General features: G+C 62.1%; 21 protein-coding genes and 1 tRNA gene. 12 read left to right on the top strand and 10 right to left on the bottom strand.

The genetic code is table 11. The features are described 5' to 3' along the window. Window positions 1-28 precede the first annotated feature (28 nt). The 4 genes from ACO07D_RS16125 to ACO07D_RS16110 form a co-directional block, all read right to left on the bottom strand. The gene (locus tag ACO07D_RS16125) at window positions 29-262 is read right to left on the bottom strand and encodes an acyl carrier protein (RefSeq protein WP_005645147.1); all 234 of its coding nucleotides are present in this window, start codon (window positions 260-262) and stop codon (window positions 29-31) included. Between the two features lie 185 nt (window positions 263-447). Beyond that, window positions 448-1,185 carry a 3-oxoacyl-[acyl-carrier-protein] reductase gene (gene fabG, locus ACO07D_RS16120; protein ID WP_421703957.1) on the bottom strand — a complete coding sequence of 246 codons (738 nt, stop codon included), beginning with the start codon at window positions 1,183-1,185 and terminating at the stop codon, window positions 448-450. 90 nt (window positions 1,186-1,275) lie between these two features. Beyond that, window positions 1,276-2,217 (bottom strand): ACP S-malonyltransferase, encoded by a 942-nt coding sequence (gene fabD, locus ACO07D_RS16115; protein WP_421703956.1) that lies wholly within the window; start codon window positions 2,215-2,217, stop codon window positions 1,276-1,278. A 149-nt stretch (window positions 2,218-2,366) separates the two neighbouring features. Then, complete coding sequence (locus ACO07D_RS16110; protein ID WP_421703955.1) at window positions 2,367-3,005, bottom strand: hypothetical protein; 639 nt, start codon at window positions 3,003-3,005, stop codon at window positions 2,367-2,369. Window positions 3,006-3,282: 277 nt separating this feature from the next. On the opposite strand from ACO07D_RS16110, the gene rpsF reads away from it, so the two are divergent. The 4 genes from rpsF to ACO07D_RS16090 all read left to right on the top strand — a co-directional run bounded on the left by rpsF (window position 3,283) and on the right by ACO07D_RS16090 (window position 5,116). Then, a complete protein-coding gene (rpsF, locus tag ACO07D_RS16105; RefSeq protein ID WP_300516730.1) occupies window positions 3,283-3,639 on the top strand; it encodes a 30S ribosomal protein S6 in 357 nt (118 codons plus the stop codon). Window positions 3,640-3,658: 19 nt separating this feature from the next. Then, window positions 3,659-3,886, top strand: a complete 228-nt coding sequence (gene rpsR / locus ACO07D_RS16100; RefSeq protein WP_242106406.1) for a 30S ribosomal protein S18 — start codon at window positions 3,659-3,661, stop codon at window positions 3,884-3,886. Window positions 3,887-3,898: 12 nt separating this feature from the next. Next, the gene (gene rplI, locus ACO07D_RS16095) at window positions 3,899-4,522 is read left to right on the top strand and encodes a 50S ribosomal protein L9 (RefSeq protein WP_421703954.1); all 624 of its coding nucleotides are present in this window, start codon (window positions 3,899-3,901) and stop codon (window positions 4,520-4,522) included. A gap of 120 nt (window positions 4,523-4,642) precedes the next feature. Next, a complete protein-coding gene (locus ACO07D_RS16090) occupies window positions 4,643-5,116 on the top strand; it encodes a hypothetical protein (RefSeq protein ID WP_421703953.1) in 474 nt (157 codons plus the stop codon). Between the two features lie 27 nt (window positions 5,117-5,143). Here the strand turns inward: ACO07D_RS16090 and ACO07D_RS16085 are convergent, their stop codons facing one another. Both ACO07D_RS16085 and ACO07D_RS16080 read right to left on the bottom strand, forming a co-directional pair. Beyond that, window positions 5,144-5,359, bottom strand: a complete 216-nt coding sequence (locus tag ACO07D_RS16085; RefSeq protein ID WP_421703952.1) for a helix-turn-helix domain-containing protein — start codon at window positions 5,357-5,359, stop codon at window positions 5,144-5,146. 8 nt (window positions 5,360-5,367) lie between these two features. Next, complete coding sequence (locus ACO07D_RS16080) at window positions 5,368-5,877, bottom strand: hypothetical protein (RefSeq protein ID WP_421703951.1); 510 nt, start codon at window positions 5,875-5,877, stop codon at window positions 5,368-5,370. Between the two features lie 182 nt (window positions 5,878-6,059). Here ACO07D_RS16080 and ACO07D_RS16075 point away from each other — a divergent pair, with 182 nt between their 5' ends. Then, window positions 6,060-6,446, top strand: coding sequence for a glycine zipper family protein (locus ACO07D_RS16075; protein WP_421703950.1), 387 nt, complete (start codon window positions 6,060-6,062; stop codon window positions 6,444-6,446). A 68-nt stretch (window positions 6,447-6,514) separates the two neighbouring features. On the opposite strand, the gene tig is transcribed toward ACO07D_RS16075, so the two are convergent. Both tig and ACO07D_RS16065 read right to left on the bottom strand, forming a co-directional pair. Then, on the bottom strand, window positions 6,515-7,849 hold the full coding sequence (gene tig / locus ACO07D_RS16070; RefSeq protein ID WP_421703949.1) for a trigger factor: 1,335 nt from the start codon (window positions 7,847-7,849) through the stop codon (window positions 6,515-6,517). Window positions 7,850-7,871: 22 nt separating this feature from the next. Then, window positions 7,872-7,956, bottom strand: a tRNA-Leu gene (locus ACO07D_RS16065). 162 nt (window positions 7,957-8,118) lie between these two features. Here ACO07D_RS16065 and ACO07D_RS16060 point away from each other — a divergent pair. Together ACO07D_RS16060 and ACO07D_RS16055 are read left to right on the top strand one after the other, a co-directional pair. Next, complete coding sequence (locus ACO07D_RS16060) at window positions 8,119-8,652, top strand: Hint domain-containing protein (protein WP_421703948.1); 534 nt, start codon at window positions 8,119-8,121, stop codon at window positions 8,650-8,652. A gap of 75 nt (window positions 8,653-8,727) precedes the next feature. Then, window positions 8,728-9,156, top strand: a complete 429-nt coding sequence (locus ACO07D_RS16055) for a Hint domain-containing protein (protein WP_421703947.1) — start codon at window positions 8,728-8,730, stop codon at window positions 9,154-9,156. A 116-nt stretch (window positions 9,157-9,272) separates the two neighbouring features. On the opposite strand, the gene ACO07D_RS16050 is transcribed toward ACO07D_RS16055, so the two are convergent. Beyond that, the gene (locus ACO07D_RS16050) at window positions 9,273-10,856 is read right to left on the bottom strand and encodes an NAD(P)H-hydrate dehydratase (RefSeq protein ID WP_421703946.1); all 1,584 of its coding nucleotides are present in this window, start codon (window positions 10,854-10,856) and stop codon (window positions 9,273-9,275) included. Between the two features lie 196 nt (window positions 10,857-11,052). Here ACO07D_RS16050 and ACO07D_RS16045 point away from each other — a divergent pair, with 196 nt between their 5' ends. The 4 genes from ACO07D_RS16045 to ACO07D_RS16030 all read left to right on the top strand — a co-directional run bounded on the left by ACO07D_RS16045 (window position 11,053) and on the right by ACO07D_RS16030 (window position 14,053). Further along, window positions 11,053-11,391 carry a P-II family nitrogen regulator gene (locus tag ACO07D_RS16045; protein ID WP_421703945.1) on the top strand — a complete coding sequence of 113 codons (339 nt, stop codon included), beginning with the start codon at window positions 11,053-11,055 and terminating at the stop codon, window positions 11,389-11,391. Between the two features lie 33 nt (window positions 11,392-11,424). Beyond that, window positions 11,425-12,831, top strand: a complete 1,407-nt coding sequence (gene glnA / locus ACO07D_RS16040; RefSeq protein ID WP_421703944.1) for a type I glutamate--ammonia ligase — start codon at window positions 11,425-11,427, stop codon at window positions 12,829-12,831. A 238-nt stretch (window positions 12,832-13,069) separates the two neighbouring features. Then, window positions 13,070-13,267 (top strand): hypothetical protein, encoded by a 198-nt coding sequence (locus tag ACO07D_RS16035; RefSeq protein ID WP_421703943.1) that lies wholly within the window; start codon window positions 13,070-13,072, stop codon window positions 13,265-13,267. An 18-nt stretch (window positions 13,268-13,285) separates the two neighbouring features. Continuing rightward, a complete protein-coding gene (locus tag ACO07D_RS16030) occupies window positions 13,286-14,053 on the top strand; it encodes a hypothetical protein (protein WP_421703942.1) in 768 nt (255 codons plus the stop codon). A 1-nt stretch (window position 14,054) separates the two neighbouring features. Here ACO07D_RS16030 and ACO07D_RS16025 read toward each other — a convergent pair whose 3' ends face one another. Further along, window positions 14,055-14,843, bottom strand: coding sequence for a heme-dependent oxidative N-demethylase family protein (locus ACO07D_RS16025; RefSeq protein WP_421703941.1), 789 nt, complete (start codon window positions 14,841-14,843; stop codon window positions 14,055-14,057). Window positions 14,844-14,950: 107 nt separating this feature from the next. Here ACO07D_RS16025 and dddP point away from each other — a divergent pair, with 107 nt between their 5' ends. Further along, a complete protein-coding gene (gene dddP, locus ACO07D_RS16020) occupies window positions 14,951-16,294 on the top strand; it encodes a dimethylsulfonioproprionate lyase DddP (protein ID WP_421703940.1) in 1,344 nt (447 codons plus the stop codon). Window positions 16,295-16,376: the final 82 nt, after the last annotated feature.

Raw genomic sequence — 16,376 nt, 5'->3', positions numbered from 1 at the left:
CGTTTTCCGTAAGTCGGTTCAGAAGCGCTCAGGAGGCTTCCGAGATGAACTTGACCGCATCGCCGAAGGTCTGGATGGTCTCGGCAGCGTCGTCCGGGATCTCGATGCCGAACTCTTCTTCAAAGGCCATCACCAGCTCGACGGTGTCGAGGCTGTCGGCGCCCAGGTCATCGATGAACGAGGCCGATTCCGTGACCTTGTCCTCTTCCACACCCAGGTGCTCAACAACGATTTTCTTCACGCGATCTGCGACGTCGCTCATGTTATTTCCTCACAGTTATCAGGCGCTTGGCCTCTTTTCGTCTGACCCTTCAGGGCCGCTCAGTTTCCCGCGCGTTAAGCCGAGATACCCCCGCGCCACAAACGCGCCTGGGCAAAACCTGCGCCGCCTATAGCATATCGTTGCATTTAGGCAAACGCTTTCAACCCGCAAGGGGTTGGTGGCAATCAGATCATCGCCATGCCGCCGTTCACATGCAGCGTCGTGCCGGTGGTATAGCCCGCCTGGTCGCTGGACAGATAGAGGACCGAGGCCGCGATTTCCTCGGCCGAGCCCATGCGGCCCGCCGGGATCTGCACGTTGATCTTGTCCTTCTGCTCATCAGTCAGCTTGTCGGTCATCGCGGTGGCGATGAAACCAGGGGCTACGCAGTTCACGGTGATGCCGCGGCTGGCGACCTCATAGGCGATGGATTTCGACATGCCGACCATGCCCGCCTTGGACGCCGCATAGTTCGCCTGGCCTGGGTTCCCGGTGGCGCCGACAATCGAGCTGATGTTGACGATGCGGCCCCAGCGCGACTTCATCATCCCGCGCATCACGCCGCGGCACAGGCGCATGGTCGAAGTCAGGTTGACCTCCAACACGCTCGCCCAGTCCTCGTCCGACATGCGCATGAAGATCTGGTCGCGGGTAATGCCCGCATTGTTGACCAGGATATCGACCGAGCCCATGGCCGCGGCGGCCTCTTTCGGCAGCGCGTCAACGGCGGCGCCATCCGACAGGTTGCAGGGCAGCACATGGGCGCGCTCGCCCAGCTCACCGGCCAACGCTTCCAGCGGCTCAACCCGGGTGCCCGACAGGGCTACGGTCGCGCCCGCGCCGTGCAGTGCCTTGGCAATGGCACCACCAATGCCGCCCGAGGCGCCGGTGATCAGCGCGTTCTTTCCAGTCAGATCAAACATTTATTGCTCCTTCCTCACATTTCGACGGAGACAATTTTCTTCGAAGAAAATTGCAAGAATTTTCGAAAATTCTTGGTCCCGCTCAGCCGTTCAGCCGTTCAGCGCTTCCACAGCGGCTTTGACATCCTCAGGCGTGCCCACCGCACGGCAGGTCACCTGTTTGGCGATGCGGCGGATCATGCCGGACAGGGCCTTGCCTGCACCGATCTCCCAGATCTCGTCCACACCCTGCTCGGCCATCCAGGCCACGCTCTCGCGCCAGCGCACCGAACCGGTGACCTGATCCACCAGCAGCGAACGCAGCAGCGTCGGGTCGTTCTCCGCATGGGCCAGCACGTTTGGCACCACCGGCACCTTCGGCGCGTTCATATCTACATGCGACAGGGCCTCGGCCATCACCTCTGCGGCGGGCTGCATCAGCGCGCAGTGGAACGGTGCGCTGACCGGCAGCAGCACTGCGCGGCGCGCGCCCTTGCCCTTGGCGATCTCGACCGCGCGTTCCACGGCCTCCTTGTGACCCGAGACGACCACTTGAGCGGGATCATTGTCATTGGCGGCCTGGCAGACCTGGTCGTGCGAGGCTTGAGAGGCCACTTCGGTGGCGGTTTCAAAGTCCAGCCCAAGCAGCGCGGCCATCGCGCCCACGCCCACCGGAACGGCTTTCTGCATCGCCTCGCCACGGGTGCGCAGCAAACGCGCGGTGTCGGCCACCGACAGGGCCCCGGCCGCGGCCAGAGCCGAGTATTCGCCCAGCGAATGGCCCGCTACATAGCTGGCCGCAGTGATCTCGACCCCCTCGGCCTCCAGCGCGCGCATGGCCGCCAGCGAGGTCGCCATCAGCGCCGGCTGCGCGTTCTGGGTCAGGGTCAATTCGTCCTGATCGCCCTCCCAGATCAGGGTCGAAAGCTTCTCGCCAAGGGCCTCATCCACCTCGTCGAAGACGGCCTTCGCCGTCGGATAGGCCTCGGCCAGGGCCTTGCCCATGCCGATCGATTGGGCGCCCTGCCCCGGGAATACGAATGCGCGGCTCATGGGGCCTCCTTTTCGCTCACTGTCTCGCTCTGTCGCACCGGGATAGCGCGCGGGCGGGTCGGGCGCAATTGCCGCTTGGGAAAACAGGCCGCAAAAACGACGAAACCGCACCCAAGAGTGCGGTTTCCAGTGCCATGTTCGCTGCAAGATCAGACGGCCTCGGCGTCCAGCACCTCCTGCGGCCCGCGACGCACCTCCCGCAGCCGCAGCTCGTCCCGCGCCGCCTTGGTGATGTCGCGCGCCAAACGCTCGCGCAGCGGCTCCAGGAAATCCGCCCGCCCCGTGGCCACTTCCAGCGCCTGGTCAGAATTGCCGATCCGCAGGAACAGACGCGCGGGCTCCCCACGTTTCTTCGAGCGCATCAGAAAGACCGAGCCGATATCTGCAAAGCCCACCTGCGCGCTCAGCCGGTAATCGCCCGAGATATTACGCTGCCCGACACGCAGCTCCTTGCGCACCAGATCGACCTGCATTTCGTCATTGAACCCGGCCTTGGCGCTCCATATCAACACCGCACCGGCCATCATCAACCCGACGGTCAACGCCAGCTTCATCACCACGATATCGGGGCCGGTCAGCGCTCCGGGCAGCAGCCAAAGCCCGGCGGCGGCCATCACACAGCCCAGGCCAAGCACCTTGCCGACCCGCTCGAAGGCCTTGCCGCGGCTCTGCGCCCGGTCGCCCTCGGTCACCACATATCCCCAATAGGTCTGATATACGCGCGGCCCGCGGGCCGCTTCACTCACACGCGTCACGCCCTGCTCGAAAGCTCCAAGCTGTGCGGTCATCGCGCCATCCTCTTTTTTCTTTTTCCCCTTGGGTTTAAGAGATCGTCAACGAAGGCGGCACGAATAAGGCAGGGCCGGGATCATTCCATGACCCCTTCCGCAGCGTCAATTCGCAGATGAAACAGCCCTCTGGCCCCTTGCAATCGCCCCCCTCGCGTGTATAAGGGCGCGTCCTTTCGCAAACCGTGATTTGCGTTGCCTCTCGTGGGTTGGCCGTGAAGGGACATGAACTGGCCACACCCTTTGAAGCGCGCTTGAAAACAGAAGTGGAGCACACATGCCGCTGTATGAGCATGTCTTCATCTCGCGCCAGGACCTGTCGAACACCCAGGCCGAGAACCTCATCGAACACTTTGGCACCGTGCTGTCGGACAACGGCGGCAAGCTCGTGGACAGCGAGTACTGGGGTGTCAAGACGATGGCCTACAAGATCAACAAGAACCGCAAGGGTCACTACGCCTTCCTGAAATCGGACGCCCCCTCGGGTGCCGTGCAGGAAATGGAACGCCTGATGCGCCTGCATGACGACGTCATGCGCGTTCTGACGATCAAGGTGGACGATCACGCCGAAGGCCCCTCGATCCAGATGCAGAAACGTGACGAACGCGGCGACCGCCGTGGTCGTGACCGCTAAGGTGAAGGAGACCTAACCAATGGCAAGCAAACCGTTTTTCCGCCGTCGCAAGGTCTGCCCGTTCTCTGGCGAGAACGCGCCCAAGATCGACTACAAGGACACCCGCCTGCTGCAGCGCTACATCTCTGAGCGTGGCAAGATCGTGCCCTCGCGCATCACCGCCGTGTCCGCCAAGAAACAGCGTGAACTGGCCCGCGCCATCAAGCGCGCCCGTTTCCTGGCGCTGCTGCCCTACGCCGTGAAGTAAGGAGAAAGCACAATGCAAGTTATCCTGCTCGAACGCGTGGCCAAGCTGGGCCAGATGGGTGACGTCGTGGACGTCAAGCCCGGTTACGCCCGCAACTTCCTGCTGCCGCAAGGCAAGGCCCTGACCGCGTCGTCCGCCAATGTGGCGTCCTTCGAGGCCCAGAAAGCCCAGCTGGAAGCCCGCAACCTGGAGACCAAGAAAGAAGCCGAGGCCCTGGCCGAAAAGCTCGACGGTCAACAGTTCATCGTGATTCGTTCGGCCTCGGATGCCGGCGCCCTCTACGGTTCGGTCACCCCGCGTGACGCCGCTGATGTCGCCACCGAAGCCGGCTTCTCGCTGGACAAGAAACAGGTTGTCCTGATCGCTCCGATCAAGGACCTGGGCCTGCATGACGTCGCCGTCAAGCTGCACCCGGAAGTCGAAGTGACCATCCAGCTGAACGTTGCCCGTTCGGACGAAGAAGCCGAGCTGCAAGCCTCGGGCAAATCGATCCAGGAACTGGCCGCCGAAGCAGAAGCAGAAGCCGAGTTCGAGATCGCTGAACTGTTCGACGACATCGGTTCGGCTGCCTCGGAAGACGACGACCTGGTCGTCGGCGACGAAGCCCCGGCCGAAGAGGCTGCAGACGAAGAGTAAGCTCTTCGAATTGCTGAAAGAACACACCGCGCCCCTCGGGGCGCGGTTTTTTTTGATTCTCCCTTTGTATAGCCCGGGGCCGCGTCTAGGCTTCCTGCAACAATAAGGAGGGAATCGATTATGACTATTCGTTCAGCGGTTTTGGGCATCGGGATGGCGATGATTGCTGGCGCTGCGGGCGCCTGCCCTAACTACAACCTGTACGGTGACACTTACGAACTTCACGGTAGTGATTTGTACAATCCGCAATCGGTGCGCCTGCAGGCCGGGGGAAATCGCTCGATCACCGGCTGCGGCATTCGCTTCGGCTCTGATCGTGGCCGTGGTTATGTGACCGAGGCGCCGGATTTCTCGATCCGCCTGTCGGGCATGCAGCGTTATTCGATCTCGTTTTCAGTGCGCAGCCAATGCGACAGCATCCTGCTGATCAACACCGGCGCGGCCAACTGGTACTACGACGATGATGACAACGGCAACTACGACGCCAAGATCACCCTGACGCGCCCGTCGAACGGCTGGATGGATATCTGGGTCGGCACCCATGACGGCTCGGTCTGCGACGCGACCCTGACGCTGGAAACCTTCTATCGCTAAGGCGATCCCGGGTGGGGCGTGCGCGCCCTACCCCTCTTCATCCGGGACATATTCCAGGATATCCCCCGGCTGACAGTCCAGATATTTGCAGATCGCGTCCAGCGAGGCAAAACGTACCCCTTTCACCTTGCCCGACTTCAAGAGCGACAGGTTTGTCTCGGACAGGCCGATCGCCTGCGCCAGCTCGCGCGACGTCACTTTGCGCTTTACCAGCATGAGGTCGAGGTTGATGTGGATGGCCATGGGTCAGCTCACAGAAAATGCCGGTTTTCGTCGTCGATCTCGGCCGCCCGTGCCAGGCTGCGCGCCAGGGCCCAGAAGACGATGCCCAAGACCAGAAAGATCAGGTCCAGGTCGATCAGGAACGGGTCGAACTCTTCCCACATCAGATCCGGGTGGTCCAGCAGCATCAGGACCGGCATGACCCGATCGGTTACCTGGAACGCCGCCCAGAACGCCACCAGAGCCGTGCCCGCCCCCTTGAGGTGGCAGGCCAGGCCGCCAAAATCATTCAGCCGCGCACAGCCCAGCACCCGGTGAAACCGCCAGAAGACCAGACCCAGAGTGGCCATCGTCACCAGGCTCGACAGCACCAACAGGACGACCACCCAAGTTGGTGCAGGCGGCAGATCCAAAGGCAGATCAAGGAAGTCGAACAGAGCTTCGGAGTCCACGAAAACCCCGACCCCAAGCAGGAAAAGCACAGCCAGGAACAGAGCGGTCCAACTGATAAGCATGGCAATGCGGGCAAAGCGGATCATTCAAAGGCTCCATCTGGTGTTACCTCACAAACCTAGGCAATTTTTTGCCCAAGTAAAGCATGTTTTTCGTAACGTCTTTTATGTTTTTCATAAATCTTTTTTCTTGAACCAACATGGCGGCACCCCTATCTCTGCCCCATCAACAGCCCGGGTGGTACGGGCAAAGACAAAAGGACATTGGAATGATTGTGATGAAGACCGGCAAACCCGTGCTGCTGATTGGCCTGATCCTGACGGCGGCAGCCTGCGCCAAGGCGCCTGTCGATCGACCGCTGACGCTGGACGGGCCGCAGGCGATCGGATTTCAGGATGACCTGGCCACTTGCCGCAGCCTGGCGCTGGGGTACGACGATCCCGAGCTGAACAAGGAAATCGCCGGAACCGCCGCCGTGGGCGCGGTGATTGGTGGGCTGGATGCCGATGATGGAGACGAGCTGGAAGGCGCCCTGATCGGTGCGGCAGTCGGCGGATTGGTCGGGGCCGCAGAAAAGAACGAAGCCATCAAGGAAGAACAGCGCGAGGTGCTGATCCGCTGCATGCAGGGTCGCGGTCACAGGGTCATCGGCTGACCCCTGCCCGCCCCAACAAAAAAGGCCGCCCAAACGGGCGGCCTTTCGTATTTCCATACAGAGGCGACTTATTCGTCGTCCAGCGCCTCGACGGCTTTCTGCAGGTCGTCTTTCGAGACCTCTTTTTCCGCCACTTCGGCCAGTTCGAACACGTAGTCGACGACCTTGTCCTCGAACAGCGGCGCCTGGATCTGCTGGCGCATCTGCGGGTTCTGCTGCACGAATTCAAAGAACTGGCGTTCCTGACCCGGGTACTGGCGGGCCTGGTTCATGATCGCCTGAGTGAATTCGGCGTCGGACACTTCGATCTCGTTCTTCTGACCCAACTCGGCCAGCAGCAGACCCAGACGCACGCGGCGTGCGGCCAGCGAGGTGTGCTCCTCGGTCGGCTCGATCTCCGGGTGGTCGTGACCTTCCACCTCGGGGTTTTCCTCGTGCCACAGCTGGTGGGCGATCTGCTTGGCCTCAGCGTCCAGCAGCGACGGCGGCAGATCGAAGGACACGGCCTTGTCCAGCTCGTCCAGCAGGGCGCGCTTCATCACGGCGCGGGCGGCGCCGGTGTATTCGGCTTCCAGACGCTCACCGATCTGGGTTTTCAGCGCGGCCAGGTCTTCGGCACCAAACTTGGTGGCCAGCTCGTCGTTGATCTCGGCAGCCTTCGGCGCCTTGACGGCCTTCACGGTGCATTCGAACACGGCTTCCTTACCGGCCAGGTTCTCGGCCTGGTAATCTTCGGGGAAGGACACCTTCACCTCGACCTCTTCATCGGCCTTGGCGCCGATCAGCTGATCTTCGAAACCGGGGATGAAGCTGCCCGAGCCCAGCACCAGCGGGAAGTCGTCCGCCGCGCCACCGTCGAAGGCTTCGCCGTCGATCTTGCCCAGGAAGTCGATCACGACCTGGTCGCCGTCCTTGGCTTTCGAGCCCTTGCGGCGATCGTCGAAGTCCTGCGCGGTTTCGGCCAGGTTGCCCAGGGCTTCGTCCACATCAGCTTCGGCGGCCTTCACCACCATCTTCTCCAGCTTGATACCTTTCAGGTCCACGTCCGGGATTTCCGGCAGGGCCTCATAGGACATCTCGACCTCAACATCGTCGCCTTCTTTCCAACCTTCCTGGTTGGTCATGGTGACGTTCGGCTGCAGGGCGGGACGATCACCCGAATCTTCGAAATGCTTGGCCATGGCGCCATCGACGGCTTCCTGCATGGCTTCGCCCATCAGGCGCGGGCCGAACTGCTTTTTCAGCAGGGCCATCGGCACCTTGCCCTTGCGGAAGCCCTTCATCTCGACTTCAGGCCGGGCCTCTTCCAGCTTTTCGTTGACCTTGGCGTCCAGATCGGCGGCCGGAACCACGATCTTGTAGCCACGCTTCAGGCCTTCATTCAGGGTCTCGGTGACCTGCATTGTTTCGTCCTTTTCTCTTCTCTGGTGCGGGTGAAGGGACTCGAACCCCCACGCCTCACGGCGCCAGAACCTAAATCTGGTGCGTCTACCAATTCCGCCACACCCGCGAAAACCAACAGGCAGCCCGTTCAGGGCCGCCTGAATTTCGCGCCCTTCTAACAAAGTCGGTGCGGGGATGCGAGAGGAAAAAGCGGCGAAAAGGCGTGACGCTTAACCCTATCTTCGGCTATGGTTGCGAAAAAAAGAGCAGTCAGAACGAACAGGCACCCATGGTACAGAAAAACCGGGGGCTGACAGGTGGGCAACAGACCCGCCCGCCCCGTCATATCTTTATGTCCGGCCTTGCGGCTGGCGCCCTTGTCACGACTCTGGACGGCGAGCTTCCGGTGGAGTTCCTGCATGCCGGTGACCGCATCGTCACCCTGGATCGGGGCATGGTAAAGCTGCGGGCGATCACGGCCCGGCCGGTTTATCGCAACGATCTGATCCGCGTCTCGCCCCGCAGCCTGGATCCGCGGACCGAGGCGCCGGATTTCTGGATCGCCGCCGAACAGCCCCTGCTGCTGCGCGACTGGCGCGCCAAGGCGATGTACGGACGTCCCCGCGTTCTTGTTCCCACCGCGCGCCTTCTGGACGGGGAGCATCTGCGGCGCGAGACCGGTGGCGGTCAAACAATGCTCTTCCAGCTGCATTTCGAGGACAAGCACGTGATCCGCGTGGGCGGGCTCGACCTGACCTCAACCCCGCTCAAGGGGCTCAAACGGCGCCCGAAGGTGGAGGCCCAGACGGTAACGGGTCGTTAACTTGTCCCATCCGCGCCTCATTCGCGCCACATTCCGCATTAACTTCTGTGTCGGGGACATAGGAGTGATGCTGCCATGAACATGATGACGCCCGAGATCCATTCGACCACGTTTGAAGCGACGGCCCGCACCGGCCTTGCGCCCGGCACGATCGTGCTGACCCTGCGCGGCGAGGTGCCTGTCGAACAGCTGCGCAGCGGCGACCGGGTGATCACCCGCGACCGTGGCGCCCAGACCCTGCGCGGCGTGACGCAACACTTCGCCCATGTCACCACCATCACCGCAGGCGCCTTTGGCGAGAACCGGCCCGAGCGCGACGTGTGTGTCAATGCCAACCAGCCGGTCATGACACGCGGTGAAGCCACCAGCCTGACCGCCGCCCGCAACCTCGTGGGCGCCCTGCGCGAAGCGGTGGAACAAACCCTGCTCTATCGCCTCTGCTTCGATGCCGAACACATCATCTATGCCGACGGGCTGGAGCTGACCACGGCTCGCGCGGACTGAGGCAACTCACATTTCTTTGGTGGCACCTCGGGGCTGACCCAGCCCACTCCACACCACTCCACCGGGTGCCATGACATCGCGCCGGGCTTGCCACGCAGGTCCGGCGCGAAACATATCTAGAGCCCGAGCTTGCGAAACACTTTCGGCAACTGCTCCGGCAGGTCTTCGGCGATCAGCCCAGGCCCGAACTCCAGAGCGCATTCCACATGCAGCCAGGCACCGCTTTCCGCCGCCTGCATCGGCGACAGCCCCCGCGCCAGAAGCCCGGTGATAAACCCGGCTAGCACATCGCCGGACCCGGCGGTCGCGAGCCAAGGCGCGGCACGCTCATAAGCCGCAGAGTTGACCGAACACCGCCCATCCGGCGCGGCAATCACCGTATCCGCGCCCTTGAACAGCACCACACAGCCCGCCCGCGCGGCGGCCTCCCGCGTTGCATCCACCTTGGAATAGGCCGGGCCTTTGGTGGGTTCCGCGTTAAGCTTTTGGGCAAGATCTGGGAACAGGCGGGCAAACTCCCCCGCATGGGGTGTGAGCACGCAGCCCTTGTGCAGCATGTCGAACAGGAACAGGGGGTCGTCCGCATAGGCGCTCAGCGCATCCGCATCCAGAACCGTCGCGCGTTTCGCCTCCAGTGCCCCCGGCACCAACTCCCGCGCGCGTTCAATCCCCAGCCCCGGTCCCAGGCAGAGCGCATTGATCCGCCCGTCCTGCAGCACCACGCCCAACGTGTCCGCGTCCTTCACCGGGGATAACATCACCGCATCCAACCGCGCCGCGTTTTCCTGCAACGCGCCCGGCGTCGGCCCCACGGTCACCAACCCCGCGCCAATGCGCAACGCCCCCCGCGCGGCCAACCGCCCTGCCCCGCCCTTGCCGGAGCCGCCGGACAGGATCAGCGCATGGCCGTGAGAGAATTTGTGATTGCGACCGACTTTTCCAAGAAACCCAGGTTCGGCCTTGAGGCGAATTGGCTCTGCAGATGACCGAAAGCGGGAATCAATGCCGATGTCTTTCACGACGACCTTGTTGCACCCCAATGCGCCGCCGTAATGTTCACAGCCATCAACCGCGTAATGTCCGAGTTTTGCACGGTGAAAGGTGACGGTCAGATGCGTCGGCAATGCGCCGAAGTCTTTACCACTGTCACTGCAAATCCCACTTGGGAAATCGACGGCGACAAATCTGTCGCCGCCTGGATCATGTGCAAACACCCCAAGAGCTGAAGACATGAAACCGTGCCACATCTCAGTTGTGTCCTCTGGCATCGCGCGAGTCAGCCCTGTCCCGAACAGGGCATCAACAATGACATACTGAGCACCACTTTCATCGTTTTCATAGGCGCTGCGGATCGCTTGATCGTTCCAAGGCATCACCTCCCCAATCCCAATCCACCGCTCATAATTCCTGCGCGCATCCGGGGGCAGTTTCTCGGCATCGCCATACAGAAACACCCCCACCTCCCAGCCCCACTCCTTCAGCAGCCGCGCGATGACGAACCCGTCGCCGCCATTGTTGCCCGGCCCGCACAGCACCACCGCGCGGTGTGAAGTCTGCGCCAGCTCCGGCCATTCCTCAAAGATGGCCTCGACCACACCCTTTCCAGCCCGTTCCATCAGCTCCAGCCCGGTCACCTCGCCGGAATCAATCGCCGCCTGTTCGATGGCGCGCATTTGGGCGGCGGTAAGGAGTTCGGCCATGGTTCTGCCTCCAAATTCGACAGGAAATTCACAAACTGCCCAGCATCAGGGCATTCTGCCTAAATTTTAGGCACAAGCCCGCAAAACCGGCCCTGCGTCAACTTGCGCTCAGCCTAGCCAATTGTGACGCCCGCGTGAAAGTGGTCTTTCACCTTTGACGCAGAATCCATCAAACCTTTTCGTGGGGGGAGACGACATGAAAAAGATCGAGGCCATCATCAAGCCGTTCAAGCTGGATGAAGTCAAAGAGGCGCTGCAGGACATTGGCGTGCAGGGCCTGTCAGTGATCGAGGTCAAGGGCTTTGGCCGCCAGAAGGGCCATACGGAGCTCTATCGCGGCGCCGAGTATGTCGTGGACTTCCTGCCCAAGGTGAAAATCGAGGTCGTGCTGCCCGCCGACCAGGCTGATGCGGCGATCGAAGCGATCGTGGACGCGGCCAAGACCGACAAGATCGGGGACGGCAAGATCTTTGTCTCGACCGTCGAACAAGCCATTCGCATCCGCACCGGTGAATCCGGTGAGGACGCCCTGTAACACCCAAATACCAACACCAAGGACGAGAGACAGATGAACAATCAAGACCTCCTCAAAATGATCAAGGATGAAGGCGTTGCCTATGTCGACATCCGCTTTACCGATGTGCGCGGCAAGCTGCAGCACGTGACCGTTGACGTGGACCTGGTCGACGAAGACTTCCTGGAAGAAGGCTTCATGTTCGACGGCTCGTCCATCGCCGGCTGGAAGTCGATCGAAGCCTCCGACATGAAACTGATGCCCGACGCGGCTTCGGCCTATGTTGACCCGTTCTACGCCGAAAAGACCCTCTGCGTGCACTGCTCTGTCGCCGAACCCGACACCGGCGAGCATTACGAGCGCGACCCGCGCGGCACTGCCCAGAAGGCCGAAGCCTACCTGAAATCCTCGGGCATCGGTGACGTCGCCTACATGGGTCCGGAAGCCGAGTTTTTCCTGTTCGACGACGTGCGTTTCTCGAACACCATGAACAAGGTGTCGTTTGAGGTGGACGCGGTCGACGCCTCCTGGAACTCGGACGCTGAATACGAGATGGGCAACACCGGCCACCGTCCGGGCGTCAAGGGCGGCTACTTCCCGGTGAACCCGATTGACGACGCGCAGGACCTGCGTTCGGAAATGCTGACCACCATGAAGCAGATCGGCATGAAGACCGACAAGCACCACCACGAGGTGGCGTCATGCCAGCACGAGCTGGGCCTGATCTTCGACAGCCTGACCAAGCAGGCCGACGAGCTGCAGAAGTACAAATACGTGATCCACAACGTGGCCCACGCCTATGGCAAATCGGCGACCTTCATGCCGAAGCCGATCGCGGGCGACAACGGCACCGGCATGCACGTGAACATGTCGATCTGGAAGGACGGCAAGCCGCTCTTCGCCGGTGACAAATACGCCGACCTGTCGCAGGAAGCCCTGTACTTCATCGGCGGTATCCTGAAGCACGCCAAGACCCTGAACGCCTTCACCAACCCGGCGACCAACTCCTACAAGCGTCTGATCCCGGGTTTCGAAGCCCCCGTTCTGCGCGCCTACTCGGCCCGCAACCGTTCGGGCTGCGTGCGTATTCCGTGGACCGAAAGCCCGAAGGCCAAGCGCGTCGAAGCCCGCTTCCCCGATCCGGCAGCGAACCCCTACCTGTGCTTCGCTGCCCTGCTGATGGCCGGCCTCGACGGTATCAAGAACAAGATCGACCCGGGCCCCGCGCAGGACAAGAACCTCTACGACCTGCCGGCCGAGGAGCTGGAAGGCATCCCGACCGTCTGCGCCTCGCTGCGTGAGGCCCTGGACGCCCTGGCCGAGGATCACGACTTCCTGCTGGCCGGTGACGTGTTCACCAAGGACCAGATCGACGGCTTCCTGGAGCTGAAGTGGGAAGAGGTCTACGCCTACGAACACACCCCGCACCCGGTGGAATACCAGCTGTACTACAGCTGCTGATCCCCGGACCACGGTCAAGATTTCGGAAAGGGCGTCCCTTGTGGGCGCCCTTTTTTGCTGGCCCGCGCATTGTTTCCTGACCCTGGAGAACGGGCGCCGGACCGCCCTACGCAGCAGGCTGAATGTGGCGAAACCACGCCGAAATTCGCCTCAAAAAGCCCTACTGTTTCCAAATCCGCACCGCAATGCCCTGCGATTGTTGCCAGTGCAAAACCAGAAAACATGTGAGGCAGTAACAATGAGCACCTATGCAAGCATTCAGCAGACCCCGATGTATCGCCTTCAGGCGCAGATGGCCGAGACGCGGCTGGTTAAATCCTTCCGTGCCGATGGGCTGTCGCAAAGCGCCCTGTCCCCGCGGGTCGCCGCCGGGCGGGTCAAGCGCATTCGTCACTGGCAGGACGGTCGTTTCGTCACGACCCCGCTGTACGCCTGAGTCTTCTGGCTCAGCGCCATGACCGCACTTGTCGTCACATATCTCTATCCCGCGCTGCCCAAGGCTCATATTGCGAAGCTTGAGGCCGGTTTGCGGGACGGGTGCCTGTCCACCGAGGACAGGCCAGGGCTGGACCTGCGACTTGACGCCGATGACAGCCCGCTGGGCGGCGAGGCCTTCGTTGGCACGATCCCACAGGACACCACTCCTGCCAATCGAGCGGCTCTGCTGGGCATTGTCAGTCGACACGGAGCGCGGATCGCATTGCATGTCAACCTGCCGGATCAGAGAGACGCAACCCACCGCCAAGCTCTGCGCCTGGCGCTTCGGGCCAGCCAGACCCTGGCCCGACGACATCCCCCTCAGGCCATGCTGTGGGGCCCGACCGGCCTGCTGATGCAACGCGCTGCACTGGATGCCCTCTCTCCCGACATCGAACCCCTGTCCCTGTTCGTAAGCGTCATGGACGAGGCGACCGGCCCGCGCCGCGTGCCCTCGCTCGCATTCGACGGTGCGCGGCTCTGGATCGGGCAGGATCTGCACGCCCGCTTGTGCGGCATGCCGCGTGATGTGGTAAGAAGGGCCGCCCTGGCGTTCCTGACCGCAGCGCGTCACAGCCCCGACCTGGTGCGAGGTCAGAGCTTTCACCACGCGGGCCAAAGCTACCGGATCGCCCACGCGCCCGAGGTCAATCGGATCGACCTGATCCCGGCAGCGCAGGCCCCGCTCGCCATCCGTCCCCAGCCCGGTACCGGCCCGCGCCCCACAGGTCCCTCGGCAGCCTAGGCTACCCGTTCAAGGTCTCCAGCATGCGCCGGTCCGCTGGGTCAAGCTGGGTCCAGGGCAACACATAGGTGTGAATGGAAAACACCACCGCCCGGGTGATAGGCAGGCGCAGCATGCATTGACGTTCCACCCGCATCCAACGCGGCCCATCCTCGTGCAGAGGGCGTTTGTCGGCCTCACACCGTGGCTGATGCAGCTCCGGATCGCCATAAGTCAGAAAGTTCGCCCGCCACATGGGCCGGTCTGGGTGAATGCCGTCAAACAGCCGCTGCACCCGCTTGGCAATATCGCCCGCATACTCCGGCACCGGCGTATGGATCAGGGTCAGCGGCTTGAGGTATTTCTCCGCCAACATCCAGCTGGCCGGAAAGGCCAGTAGTGCGGCAGTCATGACATGCTCGTCCTGGCCCTCCGGCCGTTCCAGCAGGATCAGATCCTCCTGCACGAGCGCTGAACAGGTTTCCAGGGGAAGGTCACGATCCAAGGCGACAATACGCCCGTCCGGGCAGGACACCTCTTGTACCCCAACCGAAAACCCGGGCAGGGCCACCAGCTCGTAAAGGATACGCTCCAGCAACTCCTCCGCCGCCGGGCGGGCGCTGTCTTCGATACGCAGCACCTTGTTGCCACGATCCGCAAGCAACCGCGCCTTGTGGGCCATTTGCGCCGAATAGGCGTCATCGACCATCAACCATTCTCCCGGCATCACCGGGCTGATCCCCGGCAAGCGGCGCGTACGATCCTCGCGCCACGGTTTGACCGGCAATTCCTTTTGACAAATTTCGACCATTCGCTTGCTATCCCCCGCTGGCCCGAAGCCGACATTGGTCTGCCGCAAACGGGAAAGCAAGACCCCGACCAATCCCTAGCGTCAAACCGACACAGGGAGGACCAGCCATGGATCAGCATTACCGCGACCGCCGCAAAATCGATCCGACCCGCGGAGACCACCTGGGCGACGGCTCGCCCAATGACAATGATCGGATCGAGATTGGCCCGACCCAACTGGCCTTTCGCGAATGGGACGCTGCGGGGCTGGCGCTGCCGAACCTCGAGCGCATGCGCGAACACCGCTGGAAAAGGCTGAGTCAGCACATCATTGATCGTGGCTATGGCGGGCTGTTGATGTTCGACCCGCTGAACATCCGATATGCGACCGACAGTACCAACATGCAGCTGTGGAACACGCACAATCCCTTCCGCGCCGTATTGCTCTGCGCTGATGGTTACATGGTGATCTGGGACTACAAGAACTCGCCCTTCCTCAGCACCTTCAACCCGCTGGTGCGCGAGCAACGCTCCGGCGCGGACCTGTTCTATTTCGACCGGGGCGACAAGGTGGATATCGCCGCCGATGTCTTCTCGAACGAAGTGCGCGTGCTGATCGAGGAACACGCAGGCGGCAACAAGCGCCTGGCGGTGGACAAGATCATGCTGCACGGGCTGCGCGCGCTGGAAGCGCAGGGGTTCGAGATCATGGAGGGGGAAGAGGTCACCGAGAAATCCCGCGCCGTGAAGGGGCCGGACGAGATCCTGGCGATGCGCTGCGCCAGCCATGCCTGCGAGCTGTCGGTGGCCGCCATGGAGGCCTTTGCTCGCGAGATGGTGCCGCAAGGCCAGACCTCGGAAGATGACATCTGGGCGGTTCTGCATGCCGAAAACATCAAGCGCGGCGGAGAATGGATCGAAACGCGGCTTCTGACCTCGGGCCAGCGCACCAATCCGTGGTTTCAGGAATGCGGCCCGCGCATCACCCGACCGAACGAGATCATAGCCTTCGACACCGATCTTATCGGCGCTTACGGCATCTGCGTAGACATCAGCCGAACCTGGTGGATCGGCGATGAAAAACCCACGAACTCAATGATCTACGCGATGCAACACGCCCATGAGCACATCCAGACCAATATGCAGATGCTGAAGCCCGGCGTGACCATTCCCGAGCTCGTGCAGAACTCCCACCGGCTGGATGATAAATTCTGGAACCAGAAATACGGCTGTCTGATGCACGGGGTCGGCCTATGCGATGAATGGCCGCTGGTGGCCTATCCGGACCACTATGTCGAAGGCTCCTACGACTATGCGCTGGAGCCAGGCATGGTGCTCTGTGTCGAGGCGCTGGTGGGCGAAGAGGGCGGCGCCTTCTCGATCAAGCTCGAAGATCAAGTGCTGGTGACGGAGGACGGGTTCGAGAACCTGACAACCTACCCGTTCGACCCGGTTCTGATGGGCGAGGCCTGATCCGCCCCTTCGGGTCACCTCCTTTCACAGGGGCGTGACACGGGCCTCCCTGCTCTTGTCTCGCCCCGCTTGTGTCCCCACC

Source organism: Aliiroseovarius sp., from assembly GCF_965228805.1.
Lineage (GTDB): Bacteria > Pseudomonadota > Alphaproteobacteria > Rhodobacterales > Rhodobacteraceae > JASBTN01.
Note: the sequence above shows the minus strand (reverse complement) of the source record. Positions and strands in the feature narration are given on the sequence as shown.